The 23,317-nt window shown below is 31.7% G+C and carries 24 protein-coding genes and 3 pseudogenes; all 27 read right to left on the bottom strand.

The window, feature by feature from the left end; genetic code table 11:
• Positions 1 to 9: 9 nt before the first annotated feature.
• The gene (locus ACU68Y_RS08245) at positions 10 to 873 is read right to left on the bottom strand and encodes a VirB6/TrbL-like conjugal transfer protein, CD1112 family (RefSeq protein ID WP_000466919.1); all 864 of its coding nucleotides are present in this window, start codon (positions 871 to 873) and stop codon (positions 10 to 12) included.
• A gap of 10 nt (positions 874 to 883) precedes the next feature.
• A complete protein-coding gene (locus ACU68Y_RS08240; RefSeq protein ID WP_000394203.1) occupies positions 884 to 1,099 on the bottom strand; it encodes a Maff2 family mobile element protein in 216 nt (71 codons plus the stop codon).
• A gap of 1 nt (position 1,100) precedes the next feature.
• Positions 1,101 to 1,412 (bottom strand): hypothetical protein, encoded by a 312-nt coding sequence (locus tag ACU68Y_RS08235; RefSeq protein ID WP_002839977.1) that lies wholly within the window; start codon positions 1,410 to 1,412, stop codon positions 1,101 to 1,103.
• A 195-nt stretch (positions 1,413 to 1,607) separates the two neighbouring features.
• Positions 1,608 to 3,077, bottom strand: coding sequence for a PIN-like domain-containing protein (locus ACU68Y_RS08230; protein WP_001105422.1), 1,470 nt, complete (start codon positions 3,075 to 3,077; stop codon positions 1,608 to 1,610).
• Positions 3,078 to 3,094: 17 nt separating this feature from the next.
• Positions 3,095 to 3,631: a ClbS/DfsB family four-helix bundle protein gene (locus ACU68Y_RS08225; protein ID WP_446755843.1), complete on the bottom strand. Its 537-nt coding sequence runs from the start codon at positions 3,629 to 3,631 to the stop codon at positions 3,095 to 3,097.
• A 61-nt stretch (positions 3,632 to 3,692) separates the two neighbouring features.
• Positions 3,693 to 4,502, bottom strand: a pseudogene (locus ACU68Y_RS08220) (VirD4-like conjugal transfer protein, CD1115 family); the annotation flags it as partial.
• Positions 4,503 to 4,513: 11 nt separating this feature from the next.
• Positions 4,514 to 4,699, bottom strand: a complete 186-nt coding sequence (locus ACU68Y_RS08215; RefSeq protein WP_062570877.1) for a transposon-encoded TnpW family protein — start codon at positions 4,697 to 4,699, stop codon at positions 4,514 to 4,516.
• Between the two features lie 111 nt (positions 4,700 to 4,810).
• The gene (locus ACU68Y_RS08210; protein WP_000797008.1) at positions 4,811 to 5,800 is read right to left on the bottom strand and encodes an ORF6N domain-containing protein; all 990 of its coding nucleotides are present in this window, start codon (positions 5,798 to 5,800) and stop codon (positions 4,811 to 4,813) included.
• Positions 5,801 to 5,821: 21 nt separating this feature from the next.
• Positions 5,822 to 6,145, bottom strand: coding sequence for a hypothetical protein (locus tag ACU68Y_RS08205; RefSeq protein WP_001222545.1), 324 nt, complete (start codon positions 6,143 to 6,145; stop codon positions 5,822 to 5,824).
• Between the two features lie 173 nt (positions 6,146 to 6,318).
• A complete protein-coding gene (locus tag ACU68Y_RS08200) occupies positions 6,319 to 7,071 on the bottom strand; it encodes a phage replisome organizer N-terminal domain-containing protein (RefSeq protein WP_000774839.1) in 753 nt (250 codons plus the stop codon).
• A gap of 2 nt (positions 7,072 to 7,073) precedes the next feature.
• Positions 7,074 to 8,726 (bottom strand): MobQ family relaxase, encoded by a 1,653-nt coding sequence (gene mobQ / locus ACU68Y_RS08195; RefSeq protein ID WP_048949720.1) that lies wholly within the window; start codon positions 8,724 to 8,726, stop codon positions 7,074 to 7,076.
• 244 nt (positions 8,727 to 8,970) lie between these two features.
• Positions 8,971 to 9,300, bottom strand: a complete 330-nt coding sequence (locus ACU68Y_RS08190; protein ID WP_446755842.1) for a DUF3847 domain-containing protein — start codon at positions 9,298 to 9,300, stop codon at positions 8,971 to 8,973.
• 83 nt (positions 9,301 to 9,383) lie between these two features.
• Positions 9,384 to 9,800, bottom strand: a complete 417-nt coding sequence (locus tag ACU68Y_RS08185) for a sigma factor-like helix-turn-helix DNA-binding protein (RefSeq protein ID WP_001074477.1) — start codon at positions 9,798 to 9,800, stop codon at positions 9,384 to 9,386.
• A 265-nt stretch (positions 9,801 to 10,065) separates the two neighbouring features.
• A complete protein-coding gene (locus ACU68Y_RS08180; RefSeq protein ID WP_000791747.1) occupies positions 10,066 to 10,650 on the bottom strand; it encodes an MptD family putative ECF transporter S component in 585 nt (194 codons plus the stop codon).
• Between the two features lie 10 nt (positions 10,651 to 10,660).
• On the bottom strand, positions 10,661 to 11,365 hold the full coding sequence (locus ACU68Y_RS08175; RefSeq protein ID WP_025194627.1) for an energy-coupling factor transporter transmembrane component T: 705 nt from the start codon (positions 11,363 to 11,365) through the stop codon (positions 10,661 to 10,663).
• A gap of 1 nt (position 11,366) precedes the next feature.
• Positions 11,367 to 12,872, bottom strand: coding sequence for an ABC transporter ATP-binding protein (locus ACU68Y_RS08170; protein ID WP_000601969.1), 1,506 nt, complete (start codon positions 12,870 to 12,872; stop codon positions 11,367 to 11,369).
• 2 nt (positions 12,873 to 12,874) lie between these two features.
• Positions 12,875 to 14,584, bottom strand: coding sequence for an ABC transporter ATP-binding protein (locus tag ACU68Y_RS08165; RefSeq protein ID WP_000488165.1), 1,710 nt, complete (start codon positions 14,582 to 14,584; stop codon positions 12,875 to 12,877).
• Positions 14,577 to 16,316 (bottom strand): ABC transporter ATP-binding protein, encoded by a 1,740-nt coding sequence (locus tag ACU68Y_RS08160; RefSeq protein WP_446755840.1) that lies wholly within the window; start codon positions 16,314 to 16,316, stop codon positions 14,577 to 14,579. The genes ACU68Y_RS08165 and ACU68Y_RS08160 overlap by 8 nt, the downstream gene beginning before the upstream one ends.
• Before the next feature lie 103 nt (positions 16,317 to 16,419).
• A complete protein-coding gene (locus ACU68Y_RS08155) occupies positions 16,420 to 16,992 on the bottom strand; it encodes a TetR/AcrR family transcriptional regulator (protein ID WP_000079886.1) in 573 nt (190 codons plus the stop codon).
• Between the two features lie 75 nt (positions 16,993 to 17,067).
• Positions 17,068 to 18,906, bottom strand: a complete 1,839-nt coding sequence (locus ACU68Y_RS08150; RefSeq protein ID WP_001243446.1) for a recombinase family protein — start codon at positions 18,904 to 18,906, stop codon at positions 17,068 to 17,070.
• A gap of 96 nt (positions 18,907 to 19,002) precedes the next feature.
• Positions 19,003 to 19,998 (bottom strand): annotated as a pseudogene (locus tag ACU68Y_RS08145) (type IV secretory system conjugative DNA transfer family protein); the annotation flags it as partial.
• Positions 19,991 to 20,725, bottom strand: a complete 735-nt coding sequence (locus ACU68Y_RS08140; RefSeq protein ID WP_446755839.1) for a phage antirepressor KilAC domain-containing protein — start codon at positions 20,723 to 20,725, stop codon at positions 19,991 to 19,993. The pseudogene ACU68Y_RS08145 and the gene ACU68Y_RS08140, both read right to left, overlap by 8 nt.
• Positions 20,722 to 21,207 (bottom strand): PcfB family protein, encoded by a 486-nt coding sequence (locus tag ACU68Y_RS08135; protein WP_000606599.1) that lies wholly within the window; start codon positions 21,205 to 21,207, stop codon positions 20,722 to 20,724. Before ACU68Y_RS08135 ends, ACU68Y_RS08140 begins: the two co-directional genes overlap by 4 nt.
• Positions 21,200 to 22,027: an ATP-binding protein gene (locus tag ACU68Y_RS08130; protein ID WP_446755838.1), complete on the bottom strand. Its 828-nt coding sequence runs from the start codon at positions 22,025 to 22,027 to the stop codon at positions 21,200 to 21,202. Before ACU68Y_RS08130 ends, ACU68Y_RS08135 begins: the two co-directional genes overlap by 8 nt.
• Positions 22,024 to 22,797 carry a replication initiator protein A gene (locus tag ACU68Y_RS08125; RefSeq protein WP_446755837.1) on the bottom strand — a complete coding sequence of 258 codons (774 nt, stop codon included), beginning with the start codon at positions 22,795 to 22,797 and terminating at the stop codon, positions 22,024 to 22,026. The genes ACU68Y_RS08130 and ACU68Y_RS08125 overlap by 4 nt, the downstream gene beginning before the upstream one ends.
• 82 nt (positions 22,798 to 22,879) lie before the next feature.
• Positions 22,880 to 23,119: a CD1845 family protein gene (locus ACU68Y_RS08120; protein WP_230958001.1), complete on the bottom strand. Its 240-nt coding sequence runs from the start codon at positions 23,117 to 23,119 to the stop codon at positions 22,880 to 22,882.
• Positions 23,120 to 23,224: 105 nt separating this feature from the next.
• Positions 23,225 to 23,317 (bottom strand): annotated as a pseudogene (locus tag ACU68Y_RS08115) (methionine--tRNA ligase subunit beta); the annotation flags it as partial.

Genomic DNA, 23,317 nt, shown 5'->3' with positions numbered 1-23,317 from the left:
TTATTCCTCCTAGTGCGTATTCATAATACTTTTTGCAACTGTTCCACTCTTAAACATCATAAGTCCAAGTAGTAGAGCATATCCTAATATACTAAACAAGCTTGCGTGAATATCTGTAATCTGTACCGTTCTTATTAAAACGGTGTAGATACCTAAACATACCATCAAAAACAAACCTTGTAGTCCCAAGGCAAAAAGTCCCTTGATATAATTTGTTCCAATCTGACCCCATTCTTTATTTCCCATAGTCGCAAATGGTATGGATGATACTGATGAGTAGACATATATTTCAAACATACGCCCATATACTATTAAGGTAATAGTTAAAGATATACATTGAATTGCAATCCTTACAAGGCTTGTTTCAACTAATATCATTAAAAGCTCACCTATTTCTTTTTCTTTTAATGTATCAACCATTGCAACTATCTGATCTCCTGAAACAGTGGCAGAAGTAGTGATTACCCCTGCCGCTTTGTTTACAAGATTTTGTGCCACATCAAAGACTGCCATTGAAAATTCAAAGGCATGGCTTGCAAGGTAGACTGCTATAAACATCTTTATAATGTATTTGAAAAACTCAAAAGTATCTGTATCGTGCATATTATTCTTTTGCATAACCATATTTATGAGTTCAATACATAAAACTGCTGTTATGATAAGACCTGCTATTGGAACGATCACATTATCATTAATGTTTTTTATGAAGTTATACACTTCTCCATTCCAACCCATTGGTGTCTTCCCAACATCAGTTGCAATAACTCCTACCTTGTCATTTATATCTAAGAACATGGACTCAAGATTTGCTTTGATACCTCCGAGTAGCATATCCTTAAAAAATTCAGTTAGCTTGTCAAAGATACCAAACATAGACTTTCTCCTATTTTAAAGCATTTGCAAGTAGTGGAATTAATTTAATACCGATTAGTACAATTCCCCCACCAGCCATAAGCTGCTTAATACCTTGAGATTTAGCACCAGGGTTATCATTACCATAACCTTCCATTAAGTTAATAACTCCCCATGCTCCTAAACCTGCACCAATTGCAGTTACAAGTGTCTTTAAAACTCCAACTCCAGCTGTAAAAAATTCCATATTATTCCTCCTCGTTTTCTTTCTTATTTTCTATTTTATTTAGTGATTTAACTATAAAATTCTTGTAGACCTTATCTCCTTTTTTGTTTTCTTTGAAATATCCAAAGACATGGATTAGATCTCCTTTATCTAATTCTTTTGCACGTTCGCTTTTTTCTCCGTAGACTGAACAATTTATATATTCTTTTCCTTTACCATATTTTTTAATGAGAGTAAAATTTGCTACATCTACTTTTTCTCCATCTCTTTCAAATTCTGATAATTCCACTTCTTTAACTAAATTTGCATTAATATTTATCATTTCTCTATCCATTAATTTCTTCTCCTTAATCTATAAATTTCAATTAAAAAAGCGACTGGATCTATTTATTTCCAATCGCTATACATTATTCCTTATTAAATTGTTCTAAGTAGGAGCTCTTATCCTTAACATCTTAACCTCCTAATTTTGAGTATAAAAAAAGCAGTAAACTTTATAATTACTGCTTTAATAAAATATCCTATATTATTAATCATTAAATGAACAATCTCGACAAATACCACCTACATCTTCTCGCCTATCCTTAAATCCCTTTCCACATTTAGAGCAAATAAATGCATAATCATTATTGTAATTCTCCTCTTCTAAATAAGAGTCATCGTAGTCTTCTTCATTTTTGTTTATAGAATCTTGATCTATCTGAATTTCAATTATTTCAATATCTGTATATTCTTTATCATTATTAATATAAAAAGAATCTTCTTCGATATCATCTTTATTAATTAATCTTGTGACATTAACTATGACACTTCCACTAAATTCTTGTTCTATTGGTGGTGATTGTATGACTTCTTTTGTATCATCATCACGTCCCCAATAATCAAAGGATACACAACTTAAATTTATTAAATATTCTAGCTCATAAGTTATACTAACAATCTCGTCTGTAAACTCTTCATAAGTATCTAATATCTCATTGAATTCACAATTATTTATATCTAATTCTTCAATACCCTCACTTCCAATAACATACGATTCTAGATAATAATAGTTGTTATTATAAATACTGTCAACTATATCATTAGAAATATCTTGTTTTACTCTTTCTACATATGACACATCTTTTCTATTTAAATCTACATAAACATTAAAATCATATCTATCATATACTTTTGAAGCGAAATTCTGAAACATTCCTGTTGTTAAAAATTCAATATTTACATTTGGATTTTTTTCTTTAAATTCACTTAATAATTTATCGTGAACTACTAAATTATCTTGACTATCCTTACTCCACCAGTCTTCTTTTATATCATTCGTAATAAAAATAATATCTTTTACTGATTTTTCAACTGGTAAATCTAATATCTCTTTCCAAACAAATAAATCTCCAAATTTTTCAACTCCATCTTTATTAATGTCCTCATATCCAGGCGGAATTTTATATTTATACCTAAGTTCACCCTCTCTAATAATTTTTAATTGTTCACTAAACCTTATCCTATTACCTATCCTATTATTTTTTTCTAAATATGAAATAAGATTATCTATATCTTTAATTATTTCAGGAGAATCTGTTGTTATTTCATCATATTCAATACCAACACTATTTTTATAAGATTTGATTATTTGTTTTAATTCAACTAACTTGTTATTTAAATCATTCTCCAAATTTTTTCTTCCAAAATAATTATATTTAGATGATTTAATCAAGACACTCTCTAAATTTTTTTGACTCCTTTCAATTACTCTTAGTAAATCTTTTTCAAAATTTTGATACTTTTTTTTCAATTGTCCGAATACGCTATATTTATTTTTATTAAATTCTTTATACACTTGATTCGGAATCCATATTAAATCCTTACACTCCTTGAAAATTTCTAATATGTTTTTGCTACTGTATAATGAATATCGAGCTAAGTCAAGTATTACATTTGTATCTAATACTATTATAGAGGTTTTTCTATTTATTATTTTTTTAAATTTTTCATAATTCAATTAAAGCACCAACCTTATTATTTAATTACATTCACAAAATTATTAAGTTTTTTCCATTTTCTAATCTTAGTCCTAAATGTTCCAAATGGTGCTACTGTATTTACATGGATAAATTTATATACTTCCCAAGTTGCAGTTTTTGTTGCTTCATCTGCCCATTTTCTCATATGTGGTTTAAATAATTCTTCCTCTGTAAGATTATCTATCAAAGAGTAAATATCTTCTATATTCTGTGATAGTTGTTCTTTTAATTCCTTTAACGATTTATGAGCATGGGTATCTGTAAACCATTGATACAATTCTCCAAGTTGATTCCACTTAAATTTGTCAGATGGCGTTTTAACCTCAATTCCCTTTTTTTCATCTTCTTCCCATTTCAAAACTAAAGTTGTCCAACCTACTTGATATGCAAGATTTTCAGCTGGTGTCCTATCAACTTGATCTACTCTTTTATCTTTTAATTCTTCTGGGATATTATCAAACTCTGAAATATATTTTCCAAAAGTTTTCTTTATCTCATTTTTTAATTCTTCCTTACTTTCATAAGACCTCATATGCCTACCTCCATGGTTTATATAGATATTATACCAAAAATATTTTTATCCTAGGCTTAATTCATAATCTTGTAATCAAACTGTTCCTGTTTATTTTTATTTTATCTCTATTTGTTAAATACTCTTCCACATCAAACAAGTTTTTCTTATCATAATCTTCCAACAACTTGTAATTCTTATGCTTTGTAATATCGAATTTATCAGATAGAAAAGGTCTTACTCCTCTTAACTGATAAATACACTTACCGCCATCCATTACAGTTATTTCATCTTGACTCATAAGTTCCTTGCCAGTTTTTTGGTAATTTAGACCAAAAGATTTTTGATTGGATCTTGTTTCTGATGTGTTATATAGGTCTATGGTTTCTTTTCCTAAGGTTTCAGATAATTCTTTTACTGTTGTTTTTTCTTTTCCTCCTAAAAAGAGTGTAGAGTCGCAGTTACCAACTATTGTATCTGCATGGTCTTTATAGATTGCTTTTAATTGAGATTGTGCTTGCAGTATTATGCTTGCCGATATTTCTCTTGAACGAATTGTTGCAATCAATTTTTCAAATTTAGGAATTAATCCTATATTTGCAAACTCATCAAGTAGACACCTAACATGAACTGGAAGTCTTCCACCATACACATCATCTGCCTTATCACATAGAAGATTAAATAGTTGAGAATACATTATTGAAACTACAAAGTTAAAGGTATCATCTGTATCTGATATTATTACGAATAAAGCAGTTTTTCTATCTCCAATTTTATCAAGCTCTAATTCATCTTCGCTCATTAGTTCTCTAAGCTCTCTTATATCAAAAGGTGCAAGTCTTGCTCCACAAGATATTAGAATTGACTTGGCAGTTTTTCCTGTAACAACTTGTCAAGGACTTTCTAATCATTTTTATCTCCTTTTTGATGTTTTTTCATCTCCATTTCTCTAAGCATTATCCTTTTCAATTTATCTTGCATAGTTTCAGTCGCATTTTCATTAAAATGGACAATAACCTCATAAGTTACTTTTCCAATCTTTTTTATAGTCTTTGTTCCTGTATTATGTTCATTTTTATTTTCGTGCATATTAGTTTCCCTCCTGTTAGTTGCAATCAAAAAAAGACGATAGAGTTTTATTTCTACCGCCTTTCACAAGTCTTATAGCTATTCATTTAATAACGCTTTACCATTTACATATTAAATTTTCAAATCCTTATTGTTCAGCATTCCGCCAAACATCGTATGATACATATCCTTGGAAGATTCCTCTATCTTTGTAATACTTGATATTTTATTTCCTGCATCTTTTGATGAAGCTCCGCAAAGATAAAAGGCTTCACTGTCTGTTCCATAGTCAATGGCAATATATCTATCGTGATACTTTTTACCTGCAATTTTCATCTTCAGATTGATATTAGGGTAATCTTTTCTAAAATCGTTTAGGATATTTTTTGTCAGCATATCCTTGTTTTTCACATTGTCGCTAAAGACTATAATTTCAACATTGTCTTTTGCAGCCCTTAATAATTCTAAGGTTTTCAAGCCTATATAGTTGTCTATCACATAAATACTTTTCTTTGCAGACTTATATATTTTGGTATAGGCAACATCTGCTTCAATCTTATCTCCGTTCATTAAAAGGAAATGCTTGTATGTGTCCGGATCTATAAAATTATCCATAACCTTTTTCAAATCTTCTTTTGTAGCCATTTGCGACTTTATTTCAGCTATATCCTTTGTGTTTTGATTTGTCTGTACTGCTATTTGTACCAATTCTTTTGAGCTAATAAAATCTTGATTTTCGATTATAAAGTCTTTCATCTGCTTAAATGTTCTAATTAAGGCTCTACTTTGCCTAATCGCAAGTTCACCTCTTAATACCGTCATAAGCATATAAATACCTTGTTCTGTAAAGGCATTTGGTAAGTATCTTGAACCGCCCCAACTTGAGGTGAAATTTTTGCACCTCAAGTTTTCAAATTCATTCTCGGTCAGTTGAAACATAAAATCTTCGCCTTCAAACTTCTCAATATTGTTTTTCACCTGTCTATTAAAGTTTTTTGTTTCATAACCATATATTTCAGCTAAATCTGCATCAAGCATTACTCTTTGCCCACGAATAAGATATATTTTTTCTTGTATAGTTTTATCATCTACAATAACTATCTCTTTATTCTCTTCTGCCATGAAATGCACCTCCAACATTATCTAAATTCTTTTATATTTTTCTACTCCGCCTTCAGCTTTTCCGATGTGTTCCACATTTTTTACAAGTCTCTTATTTACATTTTCATAAAACCATCTGCCAATCAATGCCGGCGGTGTTGCGATTAACTCTCTCAAAACAAATTCTTTGCCCTTCGGTAAAGAGCTAATTTTGTTTAATAAGGTAGTATATAGGTCAGCATAGCTTGTATTTTCTTGTAAACTGCTACACTTACAATATTCAGTAACGCTTGGGAAACCTCCCTCTATTGCTTTTTTAGTTAAAATTTCAAGTTCTTCATCGGTTACAGTAAATTGAATTCGCATTTATATATCCTCTCCTTATAACTGAGTTTATTACCATATCACTATCATTTTATCATAAATACGATATTTTTTTCATACTGCAATTTTAAGCCCTATTTTACACTTAGCTATAGTCTGATACCTATTTTATCATTAACGCTCTAAAAACACCTTTCCACCGTCTTATACGAGGTCTACAAGTGTTCCCCCTTGTCATAATCTTCAAAGGTATATACTTTTGATTTATGGCTTTCTTTTAATTTACCTTTATCTTGCTCATACCAATGAACTAAGGTCGCATAATGATCTTTATAGTTTCTTCCCGTGCTTTGCATATAGGTTGACAGCTTCTCTATCATTTCTTCCCTATGACCTTGCATTTTATCCTTTAACTTCCCATATTCTTCATCGGTTAAGGAAACATTTTTATATTCTCCATAAAGGTTGGGGGATATTTTTTCTATCTCCCCCTCTTTTTCTAACTCTATATCTATCTCTTTATCTATCTCTATATCTCCGTTGCAGTTTTGTTGCAAAAGGTTGCAAGGTGTTGCACCAGTGTTGCATTGCAACGCTTTTTGTCCTCTCGATTTTCTTGAACGCCTTGTAGAAGCTGTTTCTGAACCTATAAGACTTGGAATTTCTGTTAAAAAATACTCGTCATTTTCTGTAATTATCTCCATCAATCCTTGTGCTACAAGATAATTTACTATAACCATTACATCATCTTCCGTTTCATCAATCGTTAAGGCAAGCTCTTTGATAAAGTCTGTTTCTACTCCATCATAATACAGCTTCCCACTATCTTTTAAGCTAAGTAAAAGCAATTTAAGATAAATGATTGTATAGGTATCTCCTCCTGATATTTTTCTTAGCCTTTTGATTCTCTTATCTGTAAAAAAATCTTCTTTCAATTTTAACCAATAGTATCTTCTGTTGTCTGCCATTTTTATCTTTCCTCCCCTTTATTTTTATAATTTTCTTTAGCCTTTTCTTTTGCTTTTTGTTTGTACTGACCCTTTCTTTCCTCTTGCTCTTGAAATTTTTTCAGTTGTGCAATTACACTTGGTTTATCTCCCCTCTTAATTGCCTTGTCTATCTCTATAGATAAATCTATTCCATACTCATCATTGACAATCTTTACTGCATATTTGATATGATCTATCTGCTTAAATTCGTCTTGAACTTTAGCTTTATCTTCAGTTAAGTCTTGTATCTCTTTTTCAAGGCTTGATATTTCTTTCTGCCAATCACTCGACTTTATAGCTGATGTTCCAGTAAATTTTTCTATAGTCTTTCTTGCTTTTTTGTAGTTTTCAATTTCATCTTTATGTGAATTGTAAAATTTATCTTTAAGAAAAGTTTTATCTTTATATTCCTGATATACCGCCTTATTTTCTTTGATGATGTCTGCACAAATAAAGCAACGATTTAACTCCTTTATTCTTTGGGTTTTGCTTTGAATATCTTCACTTATCTTTTTACTTTGCTTTGCCAGTTCAAAAACTTTTTCTTGTAGGTCTGCTATGGTTTGAAGATGATTATCTTTTAGATAGTAGATTGCTTTTACAAATCTCTTTAGGTCTGCATTTCCCTTTTTTATCTGTCCATAGTAGGATAGATTTTTTGTTTTTTCTCCCTGTATTTCGTTGTAGATAGAAATATATTCATAAAGGTTAAAGAGTTCTGCTTTGTTCTCCAGCTCATCTTTCTTGGTCTGTTTATACCCATCGTATTTTGCTTGCAGATTTCCAAGTAAAGAGTCTATCCAAGAAGTGATTTCTTTTATCTTGTTCTTGATAGCTTTTACTAAAGAGTTATGTTTTTTTATTTCTCTGTTGATGTTTCCTTTGTCGGTTTCGATTCCTTTTTTCTCTAAGGCACTGGCACTTGCTCCCATGTGAATGGTTGGGATTTCTTCTATCCCTTGTCTTTTGTAGGAACGATGATCCACTCTCTTTTCTTGATGATTTTTTTCTAAATACTGATTACAAAGTCTTGCAAAATTCTCTCTCCATTTCTCTGCGTTTCCTTTATTGTTCCAGTCTGTCAGCTCTACTTTTCTTGTTTTGTAGTTCCCGCTTTTTAGTTTTATCTTTTCTCCATTTTCATCAATTACATATTCTTTTTTGCTTTTTGCCTGCCACTCTCCTTTTTCATTGATTGGTCTAAGGGTAGTCATAATATGAGCATGTATATTGTTGTTATCTTCACTTGTTCTATCATGGATTGCAAGGTCTGCTATCATTCCTTTTGATACAAAATTTTCCTGTATAAAGTCGGTAATGAGTTTCTTGTTTTCTTCAAAAGATAATTCTTTTGGTAAAGCGATAATGAAGTTTCTTGCAAGCTGTGCGTTGCTTGCTTTCTCATTTAGTTCAACGCTGTTCCATAAGGTAGTTCTATCTTTTAATGCTATGGGGACATTCTCCGGCAAGAAAATTTCTGAATGTAAAAGTCCTTTTTTATTGTGATAGTCATGAACTTCTCCGTCCCATTCATTTTTGATTTTCTCGCAAGAGATATATGCTGCACTTGCAACTGCCGATTTACTTTTTCCTCTGCTTATCATTGAAATATTAAAGTGAAATGTTTCTGCCACTTTTAAACTCCTTTCATTTTTTTATTTGTTTTCAGGTAAAGAAAAAAGCAGACGGGTTATTTTTTGTATCTTTTCCTATCTGCTTTATCCGTATGTTTTTATTAGGTTTTGGATTTTCAAAGACTTGCTAAAATCCCTTAGTTTACTAAGGGCGCAATTATACACCCTAAAGGGTGCTTTGCGTCCTGCGGAGCTTTTTGCCCTTGCAGGGAGCTTCTGAAAAAACTAAGGTCTTTTATTTTATCTACTCTATGTCTGTTTCATCTTCCATATCTTTCCCATTTATCATTTCTTCATAGGCTTGTCTGTATTCTTCTGTGTGAGTAGAGATATTTAACAGTTTTTCTATCTCCTCATTGGTAAATATTAGAGGTTTTTTAATGACCCTTTCTACTATCAATCCCCTTTGTATGAGCCTGTGATTTCTTCTTTTTCGTTCCTTTTCATTTGCCAGTTTTTCTAATTTTTTGCCTTGATTTTGTAGTTGTTTCAGCTTTACATCGCACTTTTCTCTTTCTTCCTGAAGTTCAGAAATTTGTTCCTGTACTTCCTGTAATGTTTTTTCTTTCTTCATTTTTAATTCCTCCGTTTTGGTATCTGCTTGTTTCCATAAAGAAAGGTTAAGCACCTTTTTTGACACTTAACCTTTCCAAGTTTTTAGATTTTATCTTCTAAAATCTTTCTCAGTTTTTCTAAAATCCTATCCCTCCTCCCACTGATTGCTTGATGTGTAACTTTCTCTCTTCTGCTGATTGACCTTAGACTTTCTTCTTTGTAGAAGATGGCTTCCATTAGTTCTCGTTCTTCTTTTGTAAGAGTATTTAATGCTTTATGAAGTTCTTCAATTCGCATTTTTACTTCTACAATTTTTTCTAAGTCTATCTTTTCATCTATGATGTTATCTACAAAGTGTCCATCATGATCCAGTGCCGAAAATGGTATTACATTATGCTTCCAATCTTTTCTTTGGAGATACTTTTCATGCTCTGTTATCTTCCAATAGGCTTTGTAGACTTCTTCACTTACAGGTACGGCTTTGCCTTTTACATAAAGGTAATATTCTTTCTTTGCCACTTAGTCATCCTCCTTTTTAAGTTCTCTGTTTTGGTTTTGAGAATAAAAAAGGAGGACTTCTACACTTTGGCGTAAAAAGTCCTCTCGGCTTAAAAACTAATGTTTTATATAATTTTCTATTTGGTCGTTTCTGGTAAAGTATTATTGCTATGTGTAAGCAATTCCAAGAATAAAAAAGGATAATTATATCGTTCTGTGAAAACCGAAACTATAAGTTTTGACATAATTATCCCTCCATTATTTTCCCTCCTAAGTAAATTTATTATTAAATCACTCCTGCTTTTTCAAAATGCTTTTTGAGTATCTTTGTTGCAACGAATGCTCCTATGCAAGCAAGAACAAATGTTATCAAGGCAAAGCCTACTGCCCATGAAACTTTGAAATAAGATAATGCTTCATTTATTTGTGCTTCACTCATTTTCCATTTTGATGCTCTTTCCACAAAAGAAGCTGTTCCGAATAAAATCACAGGAATTACTGTCCCTAAAAAATCCGCTAATGCAAATATCCCATATCCAATAATCATTCGTCCCTTGCTCTCATAATTTCCTATAATCAAATCACATATAATTCCACCGATTACAGCAAAGACTGCATGAGGCAAATGTCCTCCTGACAATGCAATTAAACCAAGAAGCGTTCCTGATATTGTAAATACGCCCTTCTTTTTAACTTTCAAAGCCATAAGGATATAAACGGTAGCAGCTACCATAAAGCTAACTCCTGAAGCAATAAATCCTCCAATCACTGTTGTTGCCATAGCAAATGCAACCGCCATGTATATGACAATTCCAATTGCATTAAAGATTCCGATTGTAATAAAATCACGACCATTTAATTTGTTTTTCATAAAAGTCCTCCTAATAAATTTTCTGTATTACTATCACAAGAGCAATCATCAAAGCTCCTAATAGTCCAATCAACAAATCCGTTGTTCTAAACCTCAATTTTGTTAATGTAACCCTGTTCTCATCACTATCAAGTCCTCTAATGAGTGCTGAAGCTGACAGTTCATCTGAAATCTTAATCATTCTCATTAAAAGCGGAACAAGCGTATATTCAATATATTTAATTGGATGTAGCAAGGGGAAAAATCTACTTGTTACGATTCCTCGAATCTTCATATTCTCTTTTAATGCCTTGAGTTCTATTTTTATAGTTGGTACAAACCTAAGCAAAACACTAAAAGGTATACCAATGCTTCTTGGTACTTTCATTCTATTTAATGCTTCAAGCATTTCACTTACACTTGTAGTCTTTGTTATATATCCACCAAACATAGCAATTAAGGTCATCCTTGATGCAAAGTAAATAAACATATATATTGCAAATACGATACTTGCTTCACAAAACTTTCCAAGCCATAACTCTATGCAGTATAAAATCACAAAAAACAAAATAAAGCGTAATGCTCTTTTCCACATACTGCTGTATACATACAGAAAAAAGGCAAAGAGAATCAGTCCGAAAAGTAGAATTGTATCGCTTATAAAAAAGCTCGTAAATCCAACAATTGGAAGTAGAGTAAGTTTTATTCTCGGATCGACTGTTTTTCTATCCATCAAGTTATCTACCTCCTCTCATCTTGTCCAATATGAGAATTTTATTACTTTCACTCATATTCAAAACACTTTCTATTTTTCCATCTCCCATTACCCAGAGCTTACTCACTGTGTTCGCTAAAAACTCAAAATCATGACTTATCACCAAAACTGTTGTTCCATTTTTTAATTGTTCTTCAATTAATTTTGCCACTGAAAGCATTGAGTCTTTATCACAACCTGATGTTGGTTCATCATAGATAAAAACTTTTGCCTGTTTCATCATTCCACAAGCTATTGTGAGTCTTTGTTTTTCTCCTCTTGATAAAGCAAACGGATGCTTATCAATATATTTATCTAAGCCAAGTACATTCAAAATAGACTTTGCCTTTTGAGTATTTTCTTTTTTATCTTTACTTGAAATACCAAGCAGCATTTCATCAAGTACACTTTCCGAAAACAACTGATAGTCTGAATCTTGAAAGACAAAATATGACATATCCATTAAATCTTTATGATTAAGCGAATTATCTTTCCCCGTCCATATCTTCCCCTCTTTTATCTTCTCAAGTCCTGAAATCACTCTTGCAAAGGTAGTTTTTCCGGTACCATTTAAGCCGATAAGACCAATGGCTATTCCGCACTCCATATTAAAATCAAGATGATTTAAAATGTACTGTTTTTGCTTCTTTCCATCCTTAGCTACATTCGGATAGCAAAATCTCAAGCCTTTTCCGTTTATACTTTCATCATTTAATTGATATGAGTCTTTCTTCTCACTTATCCTATATTCTTCTAATTCAAGAGTTCTTAGTCCATTCTCATCCCAAAACTCCCCTTCAAGATGAATAACTTCTTCCCGACTCAAGTCCAGTGCAATTTCTCCATCTTTCACCAAAAGAAAACGGTCAAATAAAGATTTTACATAGTACAAACGATGTTCAATTAGAACAACTGTTGTTCCTTTTTTCTTTAATTTTTCCAAAATTAAAAATAGGTCAAATGTTGCTTTCATATCCAAATTTGCTGAAGGTTCATCTAAAATTAAAACTTTCGGATTCATCGCATAGATACTTGCAATAGCTATCTTTTGTTTCTGTCCGCTTGATAATTCAAAAACAGATTTTCCTTTCAGTTCCTCAATATCCAGTTCTGCATATACTTCTTCTACTCTCTGTTTTATTTCATCTCTTGATTTGCAAATGGTTTGAAGCCCAAAAGCTATTTCTTCATCTGTCGTTGTCGTAAAAAATTGACTTCTTGGATCTTGAAATACAGTCCCTACAATATGCCCTATTTCATGAAGCGATAATTTGCTTATATCTTTTCCGGACGCAAAGGCTTCCCCTTTCATTTTGCCTTTGTAATAATGTGGAATAAGACCATTCATCACACTTCCAAGAGTACTTTTACCACTTCCACTTTTCCCTGAAATTAAAACAAATTCACCTTTTCTAATTTCAAGATTGACATTTTTTAAAGCAGTTCGTCCATCTTCCCATTCATAATAAACATTTTTTAGCAAAATCATGGTTATACCTCATACTGAGCTTTCCATAATTTTGTGTAGTAACCATTTTTTGCAAGAAGTTCGCCATGCTTTCCTTTTTCAAGTAAATTTCCTTTTTGAAATACGAGAATTTGGTCAGCTTTTTGAATTGTTTTTAAATGATGAGCCACTACAAGTACAGTTCTATTCTTTGCAAGTTCTGTAATAGCATCCTGTATCAAAGATTCGTTTACAGGATCAACATTACTTGTCATTTCATCAAGAATTAAAATCGGTGCATCTTTTAGAAAAGCTCTTGCAATAGATATTCTTTGTCTTTGTCCACCTGATAAAATTCCTCCATTTTCGCCAATATCAGTTTCATAACCTTTTGGTAAGCTCATAATGAAATCATGTATCCTTGCCTTCTTTGCAGCTTTAATGATTTCCTCTTTTGTAGCTCCTTTTTTACCTACTCTAATATTTTCTTCAATCGTGTTATCGAATAGTTGAACATTTTGCATGACAATACTGATACGATCCAAAAGCTCATCATAAGGAATATCCCTTATATCAGTTCCTCCGAGTGTAATTTTCCCTTTATGCACATCATAAAATCTTAGAAGTAAGTTTGTTATAGTAGTCTTTCCACTACCTGATTCTCCAACTAAGGCTGTCATTGTTTTTTCAGCAATAGAAAAACTCAATTTTTCCATTTTAAATTCATCTTTTTCATAGGAAAAATCTATGTTTTCAAAAGCTATATCATTATCTTTCGGAACAATTCCATTCACTTTATCCGGGATTACATCTGCATATAAAATTCTTGAAAGTCTTTCGTAACTATCTACCGCCGAAACATAGTACATATAGTGTTGTTCCATAGAAGCGAACGGCTTATAAAACTCTTTTGAAATTACCGCAAAGATAATAAAATTAAGCACATCGAGATTTCCCTTTATAACAAGTATTGCTCCTGCAATTAAAAGAACTAAATATCCAATATCCAGTAAAAAACCAAATATAGATAACTGTTTTGCCTTGAATCTTGAAGCTGCTTTACTTGTTTCTCCGAACTTTTTCGTTTTGTTCATAAGCTCATTATCTAAGCTCTTATTGTTTGAAAAACTCTTTAGTACAGGTATTCCTCTAACATATTCAACAAATAAGCTAACCATATCAAGAAGTGCTGAGTTGTTCTGATTTTCTATTTTTTCAGATTGCTTAATTGTCAGATATAGAAAGATAAGTGCAATCGGAACAGATACAGCCATAATAATAGCAAGTTTGAAATCAATACTTGCAAGACCAACAAATACGACTGCACCTATCAAAAAATCACCAAACATTCTTGACCACATGTGTCCTACAACAAGGGACATATTATCAACATCTTTGTGTAAAATTGTATTGATCTCGCCCAGTCTTTCGTTGGTATAAAATCCTAAGCTGAATTTTTTTAATTTGATAATCATGCGTTCTCTGATTTGCTGAACAATATCAAAACCTGCACTATGCTTTTTCATATCTGCAACCATATTACAAATACCTTTGAACACTACAAGTAATCCAATCGCAATAAAATATTTATATAGACTTGCTAAGCTCGTTCCATCGAATATTTGGAACAGTATAGAAAATACGATCACAATCATAGCTATGGAGCTTAGTCCATAAAGGGCAAAGAATACACTCGATATAATCAAATCTCTCTTGCCAGTTTTTGTAAGTAGTTTTAACATTTCTCTAAACATTTTCTGTTACCACCTCTTTCAAATTCCATCTATCTACCTTGTTCTGTGCTTCAACCATATCCTTATAAAAATCACATCTTTTCATCAGCTCTTCATGGCTTCCTGCATCAAGAACAACACCCTTATCCATAACAATAATTTGGTCTGAATCTCTAATCGTATTTAGATGATGAGCAATTGTAATGATGGTTTTATCCTTGCTTAAATCGTCAATTGCTTCGCCGATAAGTCTTTCATTTTCACTATCAACAGCCGCCATTGCTTCATCTAATATTAAAATCGGTGCATTTTTCAGTATCATTCTTGCTATAGAGATTCTTTGTTTTTCTCCACCGGATAACTTAACTCCCATTTCACCTACTCGTGTTTCATATCCATTTGGCAATGCTGAAATAAAATTATGGCATCTTGCTTTTTTAGCAGCTTCTATGACTTCTTCTTTTGTTGCATTTAGTTTTCCAATTGCTATATTTTCAAAAATACTTAAGTCAAAAAGGATAACTTCTTGTTGCACACTACCAATCAGCATTGAGATATTTTCTTGACTATATTCTTTTATATCTTTTCCATTTATCAGTATTTGTCCTTCATCTGCATCCCAAAATCCCATAAGCAAATTAGATACCGTACTCTTTCCACAACCGCTTGCTCCTACAAAGGCGTTCAAACTATTTTTCTTAAAATTCAAATTGATATTTTTAAGCTCAAAGCTATCTTTTCCGTATGCATAATTCACATCTTTAAATTCTATGTTTCCAAATTCTAAACCTTGTTCTGTCTTTTTGTTTGGAAGTGGAACTGTTAATACTTTCCCTATCGCCTTTAACGCTTCCTTAAACACAATAGAAAAATGTTGCAATGTAGCTGTCTTACTTATAGAAGCAGTAAAAGCAGACGATAAAATAATGGCAAGGATAAAATTAGGCGTTGTAATATTTCCATGATAAAGAAATATGCTTCCCAAAATCATGACAATAACCACTCCAATTTCCATAAATATGTCAATGAGTCCCATTGGAATTGTAACCATCCCCATGCTCTTTTTAACCCAGTAAATATATTCTCTTGCCGTTTTTAATGTTCTTTCACTAATTTCCTCTTCTTTAGCAAAAGCCTTAATCACAGAAATATTTTTTACATATTCCATTAGCTCTTCTCTCATTCTGTTTTCATGATTGAAGTAAATCGCAAAGTTTTTATCCATTGTTTTCTGTGAAAGAACTTTTACCAAATACATGAGTGGAACTCCGGCAATCATCCCAAGAGCAAGACGCCAATCCACAAAAATCATAGCTACAAAAATAATGGTAGGCAGAAGTGTAACTGACATTATTTCAGGGAGACCATGAGCAAGATATACTTCCACTTGTTCTACATCATGTTGGACAATGTTGGTAAGCTCTCCTGTATTATGTTCTTTAAAGAATCCCAAACTTAGTTTTTTCAGATGACCGATAATATCTAACCTAAGTTCTGTTAATTTTTCGTATGCTTTCTCATGGGCAACCTTTGTTGCAAAATAATAAAACACTCCTTTTAATACAAACGATATAAAGATTCCCAAAAATATATACTTTAAATTACCTTCGTTAATATTGTTTGTAATTAAAGAACTAATCAAATATACGAGTAAGATTTGTGGTATCAAATCAAATACTATTTTTAAAGCAAGAAGTGAATTGGATAAACCGTTTTTCCCAATCACTTTTTTTCTTAATTCTTTTTCCGGCATGAACAACTCTCCTTTCAAAATTGAATAATATTGAATTTTAATTCAGTATTAAGGTTTAAATTAAGACTTTGCTGATTACGCAAAGTCTATTTTTTTGTGCTGATTATAGGGATTCCACTCCCTTGTAATAACACCTTGCAATAAGTTTTAGCATATCTTTTGCCCACTTTTCACTTTGATAATGCCTTGCTATTTCAAGAAGTCCCTCTGTAAAGTTACTGGCTAAAATATGGGCAAGCATTGGATCATATTCCTGTTTCGATTGTCTTTTTAAACTTACTTCAATATGAACCTGCATTTGTGATATGAGTTTTTGTTTTGCTTCTGTATGCTTTGTACCTGAGCTTTTATCCATTAAAATAATTAACTTCTTACGATCTTTTAAAAGTTCATGAATATAATTTTCTCCAACCTCATCAAACCTTTCAGAAGCAGAACCTTTTTCCAAAGATTCTTCCTCATTAAAAGCTGACTCGAAGTTTATATAAACAGAACTTACTACTGCATCAAACAAAACTTCCTTATTTTTGAAATAGGTATAAATGAGTGCCACAGGAATATCTGCTTCTTTTGCAATTTCTGTTAATTTGGCACCTCTATAATCCTTTTTATAAAATACTTTTTCTGCTGCTTCGAGTATTCTATTTCTAACTTCTTCTTTTAATACTTGTGCCATAGCACACCTCTTTCTATTCCAATACTGAATATATATTTAATAATAAATCAAAATTCAATATTTGTCAAGATAGGTTTAAATATTTGTTTTTATATACTCACTCACCGGTATCCCCACTCTTTTCAAAACCTTTATTTTCTCCTGTTTCTTCTGTTCTCTCCTTGCCTTATATTTATCTTCATACTCTTTCTGTTTTCCGCTTGCTTTTCGTTTCAGGTAATTTTGATGTAGCTTGTCTTTTCTTTTCTTTATTTTTCTTTCTTCTTCCTCAAGTTTTTGTTTTTCTTCATCACTTAACTCCGCCTGTGGCAGTTCATAATTGCCTATGAAATTAAAGTAAATTTCTATCTTTTGCTTTGATGTCTGACTTCCTTTTCTATCTCTTTCATGTACGACAATCTTTTCTACAAACTCATTTATCATTGTGGTTGTAAGTTCATCAAAGTTTTCATAACGACTGATAAGAGATATAAATTTTTTAGCTCTGTCTGTTTCTTTTTCATATCTTGATACCTGCTGCTCCAAATCCTTAATTTCTTTACTTAAAGTTATCTGCTCCGTTTCATATTGGTTATTTAGTATTTCATATCTGCTATTTGGTATTTTGTTAAGGATCATATCTTCATAGATACGACACATCAGTCTTTCTAATTCCTGTAATCTTCCTTTGCTGTCAATAAGCCTTGTGCGTTTCTTTTCTATCTCTATTTTTTCCTTTTCTTCCATTTCATTTTGAATGGAACGGATAAAGGCTTCATTATCTTCATTAAGGTATTTTTTAATATCTTTTAGTGTTTCCCTAATAAGGTTTAAGACCGCTTCTGCTTTTATTCTGTGTGCTGATGGACAAAGTGTGCCACAAGGTGTTTTGGTATAGGCACTGCAAGTGTAATAGGGAATATTCTTATAATTGCTTGTTCTATGAACATACATCTTGCTCCCACAATCTGCACAATGCATTAGTCCTGTGAGTGGGTGATATTCTCCCCAACCGTCAGGATACCTTTTTACATTTCCTCTTATCCTTTGCACATTATCAAAGGTTTCTTGGTCTATGATTGGCTCGTGTGTATTTTCAAAAATAAGCCAGTTATCCTCGGATACATATTTGCTTTTCTTGTCCTTGAAGTGCTTTCTTGTTTTGAAATTGACTGTATGCCCCAAGTATTCCTGTTTCTTTAAAATGCTTGCTATTGTTGAGCTGCACCAACGATAGGGATGTTCAAAGTTTTTGCTTTGATATAGTCCATAGCCTAATTTCTGTTGATGATAGGCGGGTATATCTACTTTTTCACTCTCCAATATCTTTGCTATTCGATACGGACCATTGCCTTGCATGGTCAGGTTAAATATTCGCCTTACTATCTCTGCTGCTTTTTCATCTACTATCCATTTGTTTTTATCTTTTTCATCTTTGATATAGCCATAAGGCGGTGTGCTTGCAGTATGTTTCCCACTTTCGCCTTTTGACCTGAAAGTCGATTGTATTTTTCTTGATGTATCTCTTGCATACCATTCATTCATGATATTTCTAAAGGGAGTAAAATCATCTTCTCTGTAAAAACTATCTACATTATCATTGATAGCGATTAGTCTTACGCCCTTTTGTCTTAGTATCTCCATACATTGACCGACTTTGAGATAATCTCTGCCAAGTCTGCTCATATCTTTTACAATGATACAACCAATATTTCCTTGATTGACTCCGTTCATCATTGCCATAAATCCCGGTCTGTCAAACTGTGTTCCGCTGATTCCGTCATCTGTAAAGTGAATAATGTTTGACAGGTTATTTTTGCTTGCGTATTCTTCCAATATTTTTTTCTGATTGATGATAGAGTTACTTTCTCCTTGCAGTTCATCATCACGACTTAATCTCTCATAGAGTGCTGTTATCTTTTCAAAATTCCTCATTTTTACCCCCTTTCTCTTAATTTTTCAATAAAAAAAGAATTAAGAAGTACATATTTCACTAAAATAGTGATTAAGTGTTCTCCTTAATTCTATTACTCCTGCTGCCAGCTTATATTTCTTGTATTGCTTAACTGCAAAATGACTTGGATCTTTCTTTTCAAGAGCTTCAAAAAGCCTATCAATTGGGTTCATATAGGTTTCGTCATCTTCTCTAACCTCACTTGCGTCAATCATATCTAAGAGTGTTTTAAAATTCTTTTCTTCTTCAGGTGCTTCATAATAAATATACCCAATAAGAGCAGTGTAATATAACTTTTCAGCCTTTACCCAAAAATCTTCTCCTGCCTTTTCTCCATTTCCCTTGGTGTTGGCAATAATTGTTTGAACAAGCTTTAAAATATCTTTTTCACTTCTCAAATATGCAAAAGGATTGTATTTCATAGATTTTTTAAAGTTTATTGTGTTTAATATCTTTATGTCATATCCATTTTCATAAAGCATTTTTCCACACTCTAACACAAGTGTGCCTTTAGGATCTGTTACTACATAGGAAGAGTGCATTTGCATTAGATTTGGCTTTACATAAAATCTCGTTTTACCCGATCCAGAACCACCTATTACTAATACATTTTTATTTCTAGCATATTTAGGGTTTTTAGGTCTTGAGTTCATTGTAAGTCTTTCGGTATTAGTTATTAGTACATTATTTTCAAACTTAGGGTCAATGTATGGAGCAATATCCTTACTTTCTCCCCATCTTGCAGATCCATACTCTTTACCTTGCCTATATTTCTTTTTGTTTTTACCTTTGCTATAAACAATTAGCTTAACAAGACCAGCAACTGAAATACCTACTAACAAGTCCCTTGGATTTGGACTTGGTATATAAGATAAAGTTCCTATATCAGAAATTCCCACCATTATTCTATCAATAATATCTCCTCCTACATAAGAATTAACATGCTTAGAAAGGATATTTCCAATGTAGCAAAATGATAAATAAGGAATGTTTGATAATATAAATTTCTTTGGGTTGTCTATTTTAATTAAGTTTTTAATATCAGAAAGAATGGCTTCCAATATCTTATTCATCGTAGAAACCTTCGCTATCTAATAAAATTAGTAGGTAGTGTCTTCCCTTTTGTGTTATAAATGTTTGTATTCCTACAAGTGTACCTAATGGATCAACCCATTCTTTTACTTCAAAATATCCCTTATTCTTATCTGCATAAGGTAAGAGTTTCTTTTTCTTATCTCTATAAATTAATCCCTTATCCATTAAAAAACTTATAAGCTGGTTTTGTGGTATTCCTAACTCCTTGGCAGTATTTCTAAAGTTTGTAAGTAGATTATAATCTACTAATTTGTCATAATAGTCTGCCTTTGGTCTTAATTCTTCAATCTCTTCTTCTCTTTCGGCAATAATTCTATTGGCTACAAGAATTGCATCTGCAAGTAGCTCTTCGTTAGTTTTCTTTTCTTGCCCTACTATATATCCTCCATTTTTTCTAATACTTGGTAAGACTTCTCTAGTTACCCAAGCTTTGAATATTTTTGCTTGTGGTAGTTTTGATGAGAGGATAAGTGAATACAATCCTGATTCGTTAATTATTGAAATATTCTGTATTCCTCCAGGGGTGTTCCATTTCGTTACACCCTTATCTTCCTCATCTACATGGTCATAAACAGCTTTTCTTGGATTAACATATCCTAACATAGTTGCTACTTCATTTGCTATAAAGAAAAACTCACCGTCTTTTTCTATAACAGTGAGTTTCCCAAAATTCTTATTTTCAAATGTTTTTAAATTACTTATCATAAGCTTTGCTCCTTATGTTTATTTTTAACTTTATCTTTAATAATGGTGTCCTTAGCCATATCTTTAAACTTATTTATAGTCTTCGTTATTGAGTCTTTTCTATCGGCCTTTCTTTCAGAAGCCTTAACCGCTTTTTTAAAGGCATGTTCCATTACCTTTATATCCTTAGATTGAAAAAACACAGAGTGGTTGCCAGTTTCCTTATCCTTCATAACAGAAAACTTCACTCCGTGTTTATTTAAAATTTTCTTTAATTCTTTTAACTCAGGATCCTTTAGATTAATTTCTTCTAACTGTCCCTTTTTAACCATATCCTTTAGCTTTACTTCTTCTCCGTTATTTTTTATTACATTTTTCAAGCCTCCTTGTTCTTCTATTTGCTTGTGTACTTTCTTTAAGGCATCAAGAATTGCTTTACTTGTTGCTTTTGCAAGCCTTACTTCAAGGTTAAGGCTCGACCTAGATACTTCTTCATTAATCATCTATTCCACCTCCATATAAAAGTAACTCTTTATATTTTCTTAACTTCTCTTGATGGATTTTTCTTCTAAAATCTTCTCCCGGAACTTTAACTGGTATTGTCATTTCAAGTATTCTTGAATATATTCTCTGATACTCAAGGTCAATGTTTGGATTTTGAATGATTTCCAATGATAAGTTTGTAGTAAAAATGGTCGGCCTACCCTTTAAGTATCTTGAGTTTATAATGTTATATACTTGTTCTCTTGCATAAGATGTATCCCTTTCAATTCCAAGGTCATCTAAGATTAACAATGGAATATTAGAGAGGTTACTGATAATTTCATTTGAATCTAGCTTAAATGCTGATTTTTGTATTTGATTTATAACCTGAGATAAATTCATAATCTTAACTTTAACTTGTTTTCTTTCGATTAATTCATTTGCAATTGAGCAAGCAAGATAAGTTTTTCCGCTGCCAACATCTCCATAAAATAAAAGTCCAACATTGTCTTCCTTCATTTGCTCAAAGCTTTTGGCATAATTATAGGCAACCTTGTAGGCTTGACCTTTTTCATTTAAGTATTTCTCAAAAGTATATTGGTGTTGGATAGGCGATGAGAAGCAATCTCTTTTCAATGACGATATTTTCATCAGTCTTTCTTTTTCTTCATTTTCCTTATCTCTTTTTATTTCACACTTACATTTAATTCTTGGAATAAACTTTGTAAATCCAAGGTCAAGTAATTCTCCATCTACTCTTTTACCACAGACCTTGCAATAAATATGTCCATTTCTTTCAATATCATTTTCTCTTAATACAAAATCTTTTAATTTCTTCATAAACTCTCTCCTATATCGTAATTCATTTTCCTTGTTGTATTATCATTAATGTTTTTTGTCTGATCATTAAGATACCAATTGATTATCGTTGCCTTGTGATCTTGATACACTCTGTTATTTGCTTTCATATATGACGACAACCTATCAATATACTCACTAATCCTGCTTCCTAACTCATTCGTTAAGTCCTTATATTCTTCATCAGTCAAAAATATGTTTTTATATATTCCGTAAGGCTTTTGCCCCTTACTAAAATCATTATTTCTTAACTCATTATTAATAATATTGTTATAGTTACTTTCCGATTTTCGAAAATCTTGACTTTCGATATTCGAATCTCTTGAATTTCGATTATCGAACTTCTGGAATTTTGTTTTTCGAACTTCTTGATTTTTTAATTCCATATTATTAAATATGCTCATAAAGTCTTTAACATAAATTCTATTAGGCTTTCCAAGTCCTTGTCTTTTCTTTTCAATTAGTCCTATTCCTGACTTAATATCAAGCTCAGCTATTAATTTATTTGCTTTTTCACTTGCACAATTAAATTGATCTTTTATACTTTCAATTGTGTAATAAATAAAAACTTTTCCATCTTCATCTATCCACCCATTTTTATATGAAAGACCCATTCGATTAAGCATATATGAATACAAAACTTTAGATTCAATAGAAATACTCTCAAAAATTTCATCTTCCATTAATACCATAGGTAACCTAATGAAGTTATACATCTCAGATTGCCTATTATAAAAATAATCAAAATTCATTCCTGCCTCCTTTCTTTGAAATAAAAAAGACGACAGAATTATTACTTTCTATCGTCTACGATTGTCTAATATTTATTTTTCTTCAAATTGATTTTATTGTATAGTTTAATAATTCTAATAATCCAATAACATATATACCTAATTTAGGTAATCCAAATGGACTAAATAAAAATGCTAATATTAGTGCTTCAATTACAATTTGCTTGTCTCCTTGAAAAATGCTAGCTAATCCAATTACAAAAATCAAAGTAGAAACTACGCTTAACAACGCAGTACTCAAACTTAATATGAAGGTTAAAAAAGCTATGAGCAAACTAAACACTAATCTTATCGGTAATAAAATTATTCTAATTATCCATCTCGTACATACCCCTAAAAATTAAACTGGGATTAATTACAAACCCCAGTTTCATTTTTAGCGTGTTCTTTAATATAATTTTGATCCTGCTGGAATGTTTGAATCTAACATTATAAGATTCAATACTTCTTCTCCTTCATATTCGCAGATTGCAGATAAAAG

It is taken from the genome of Finegoldia sp. P1-F-LS, from assembly GCF_052932205.1.
The sequence above is the reverse complement of the archived record's forward strand: the minus strand, read 5'-3'. Positions and strand labels throughout refer to the sequence as shown.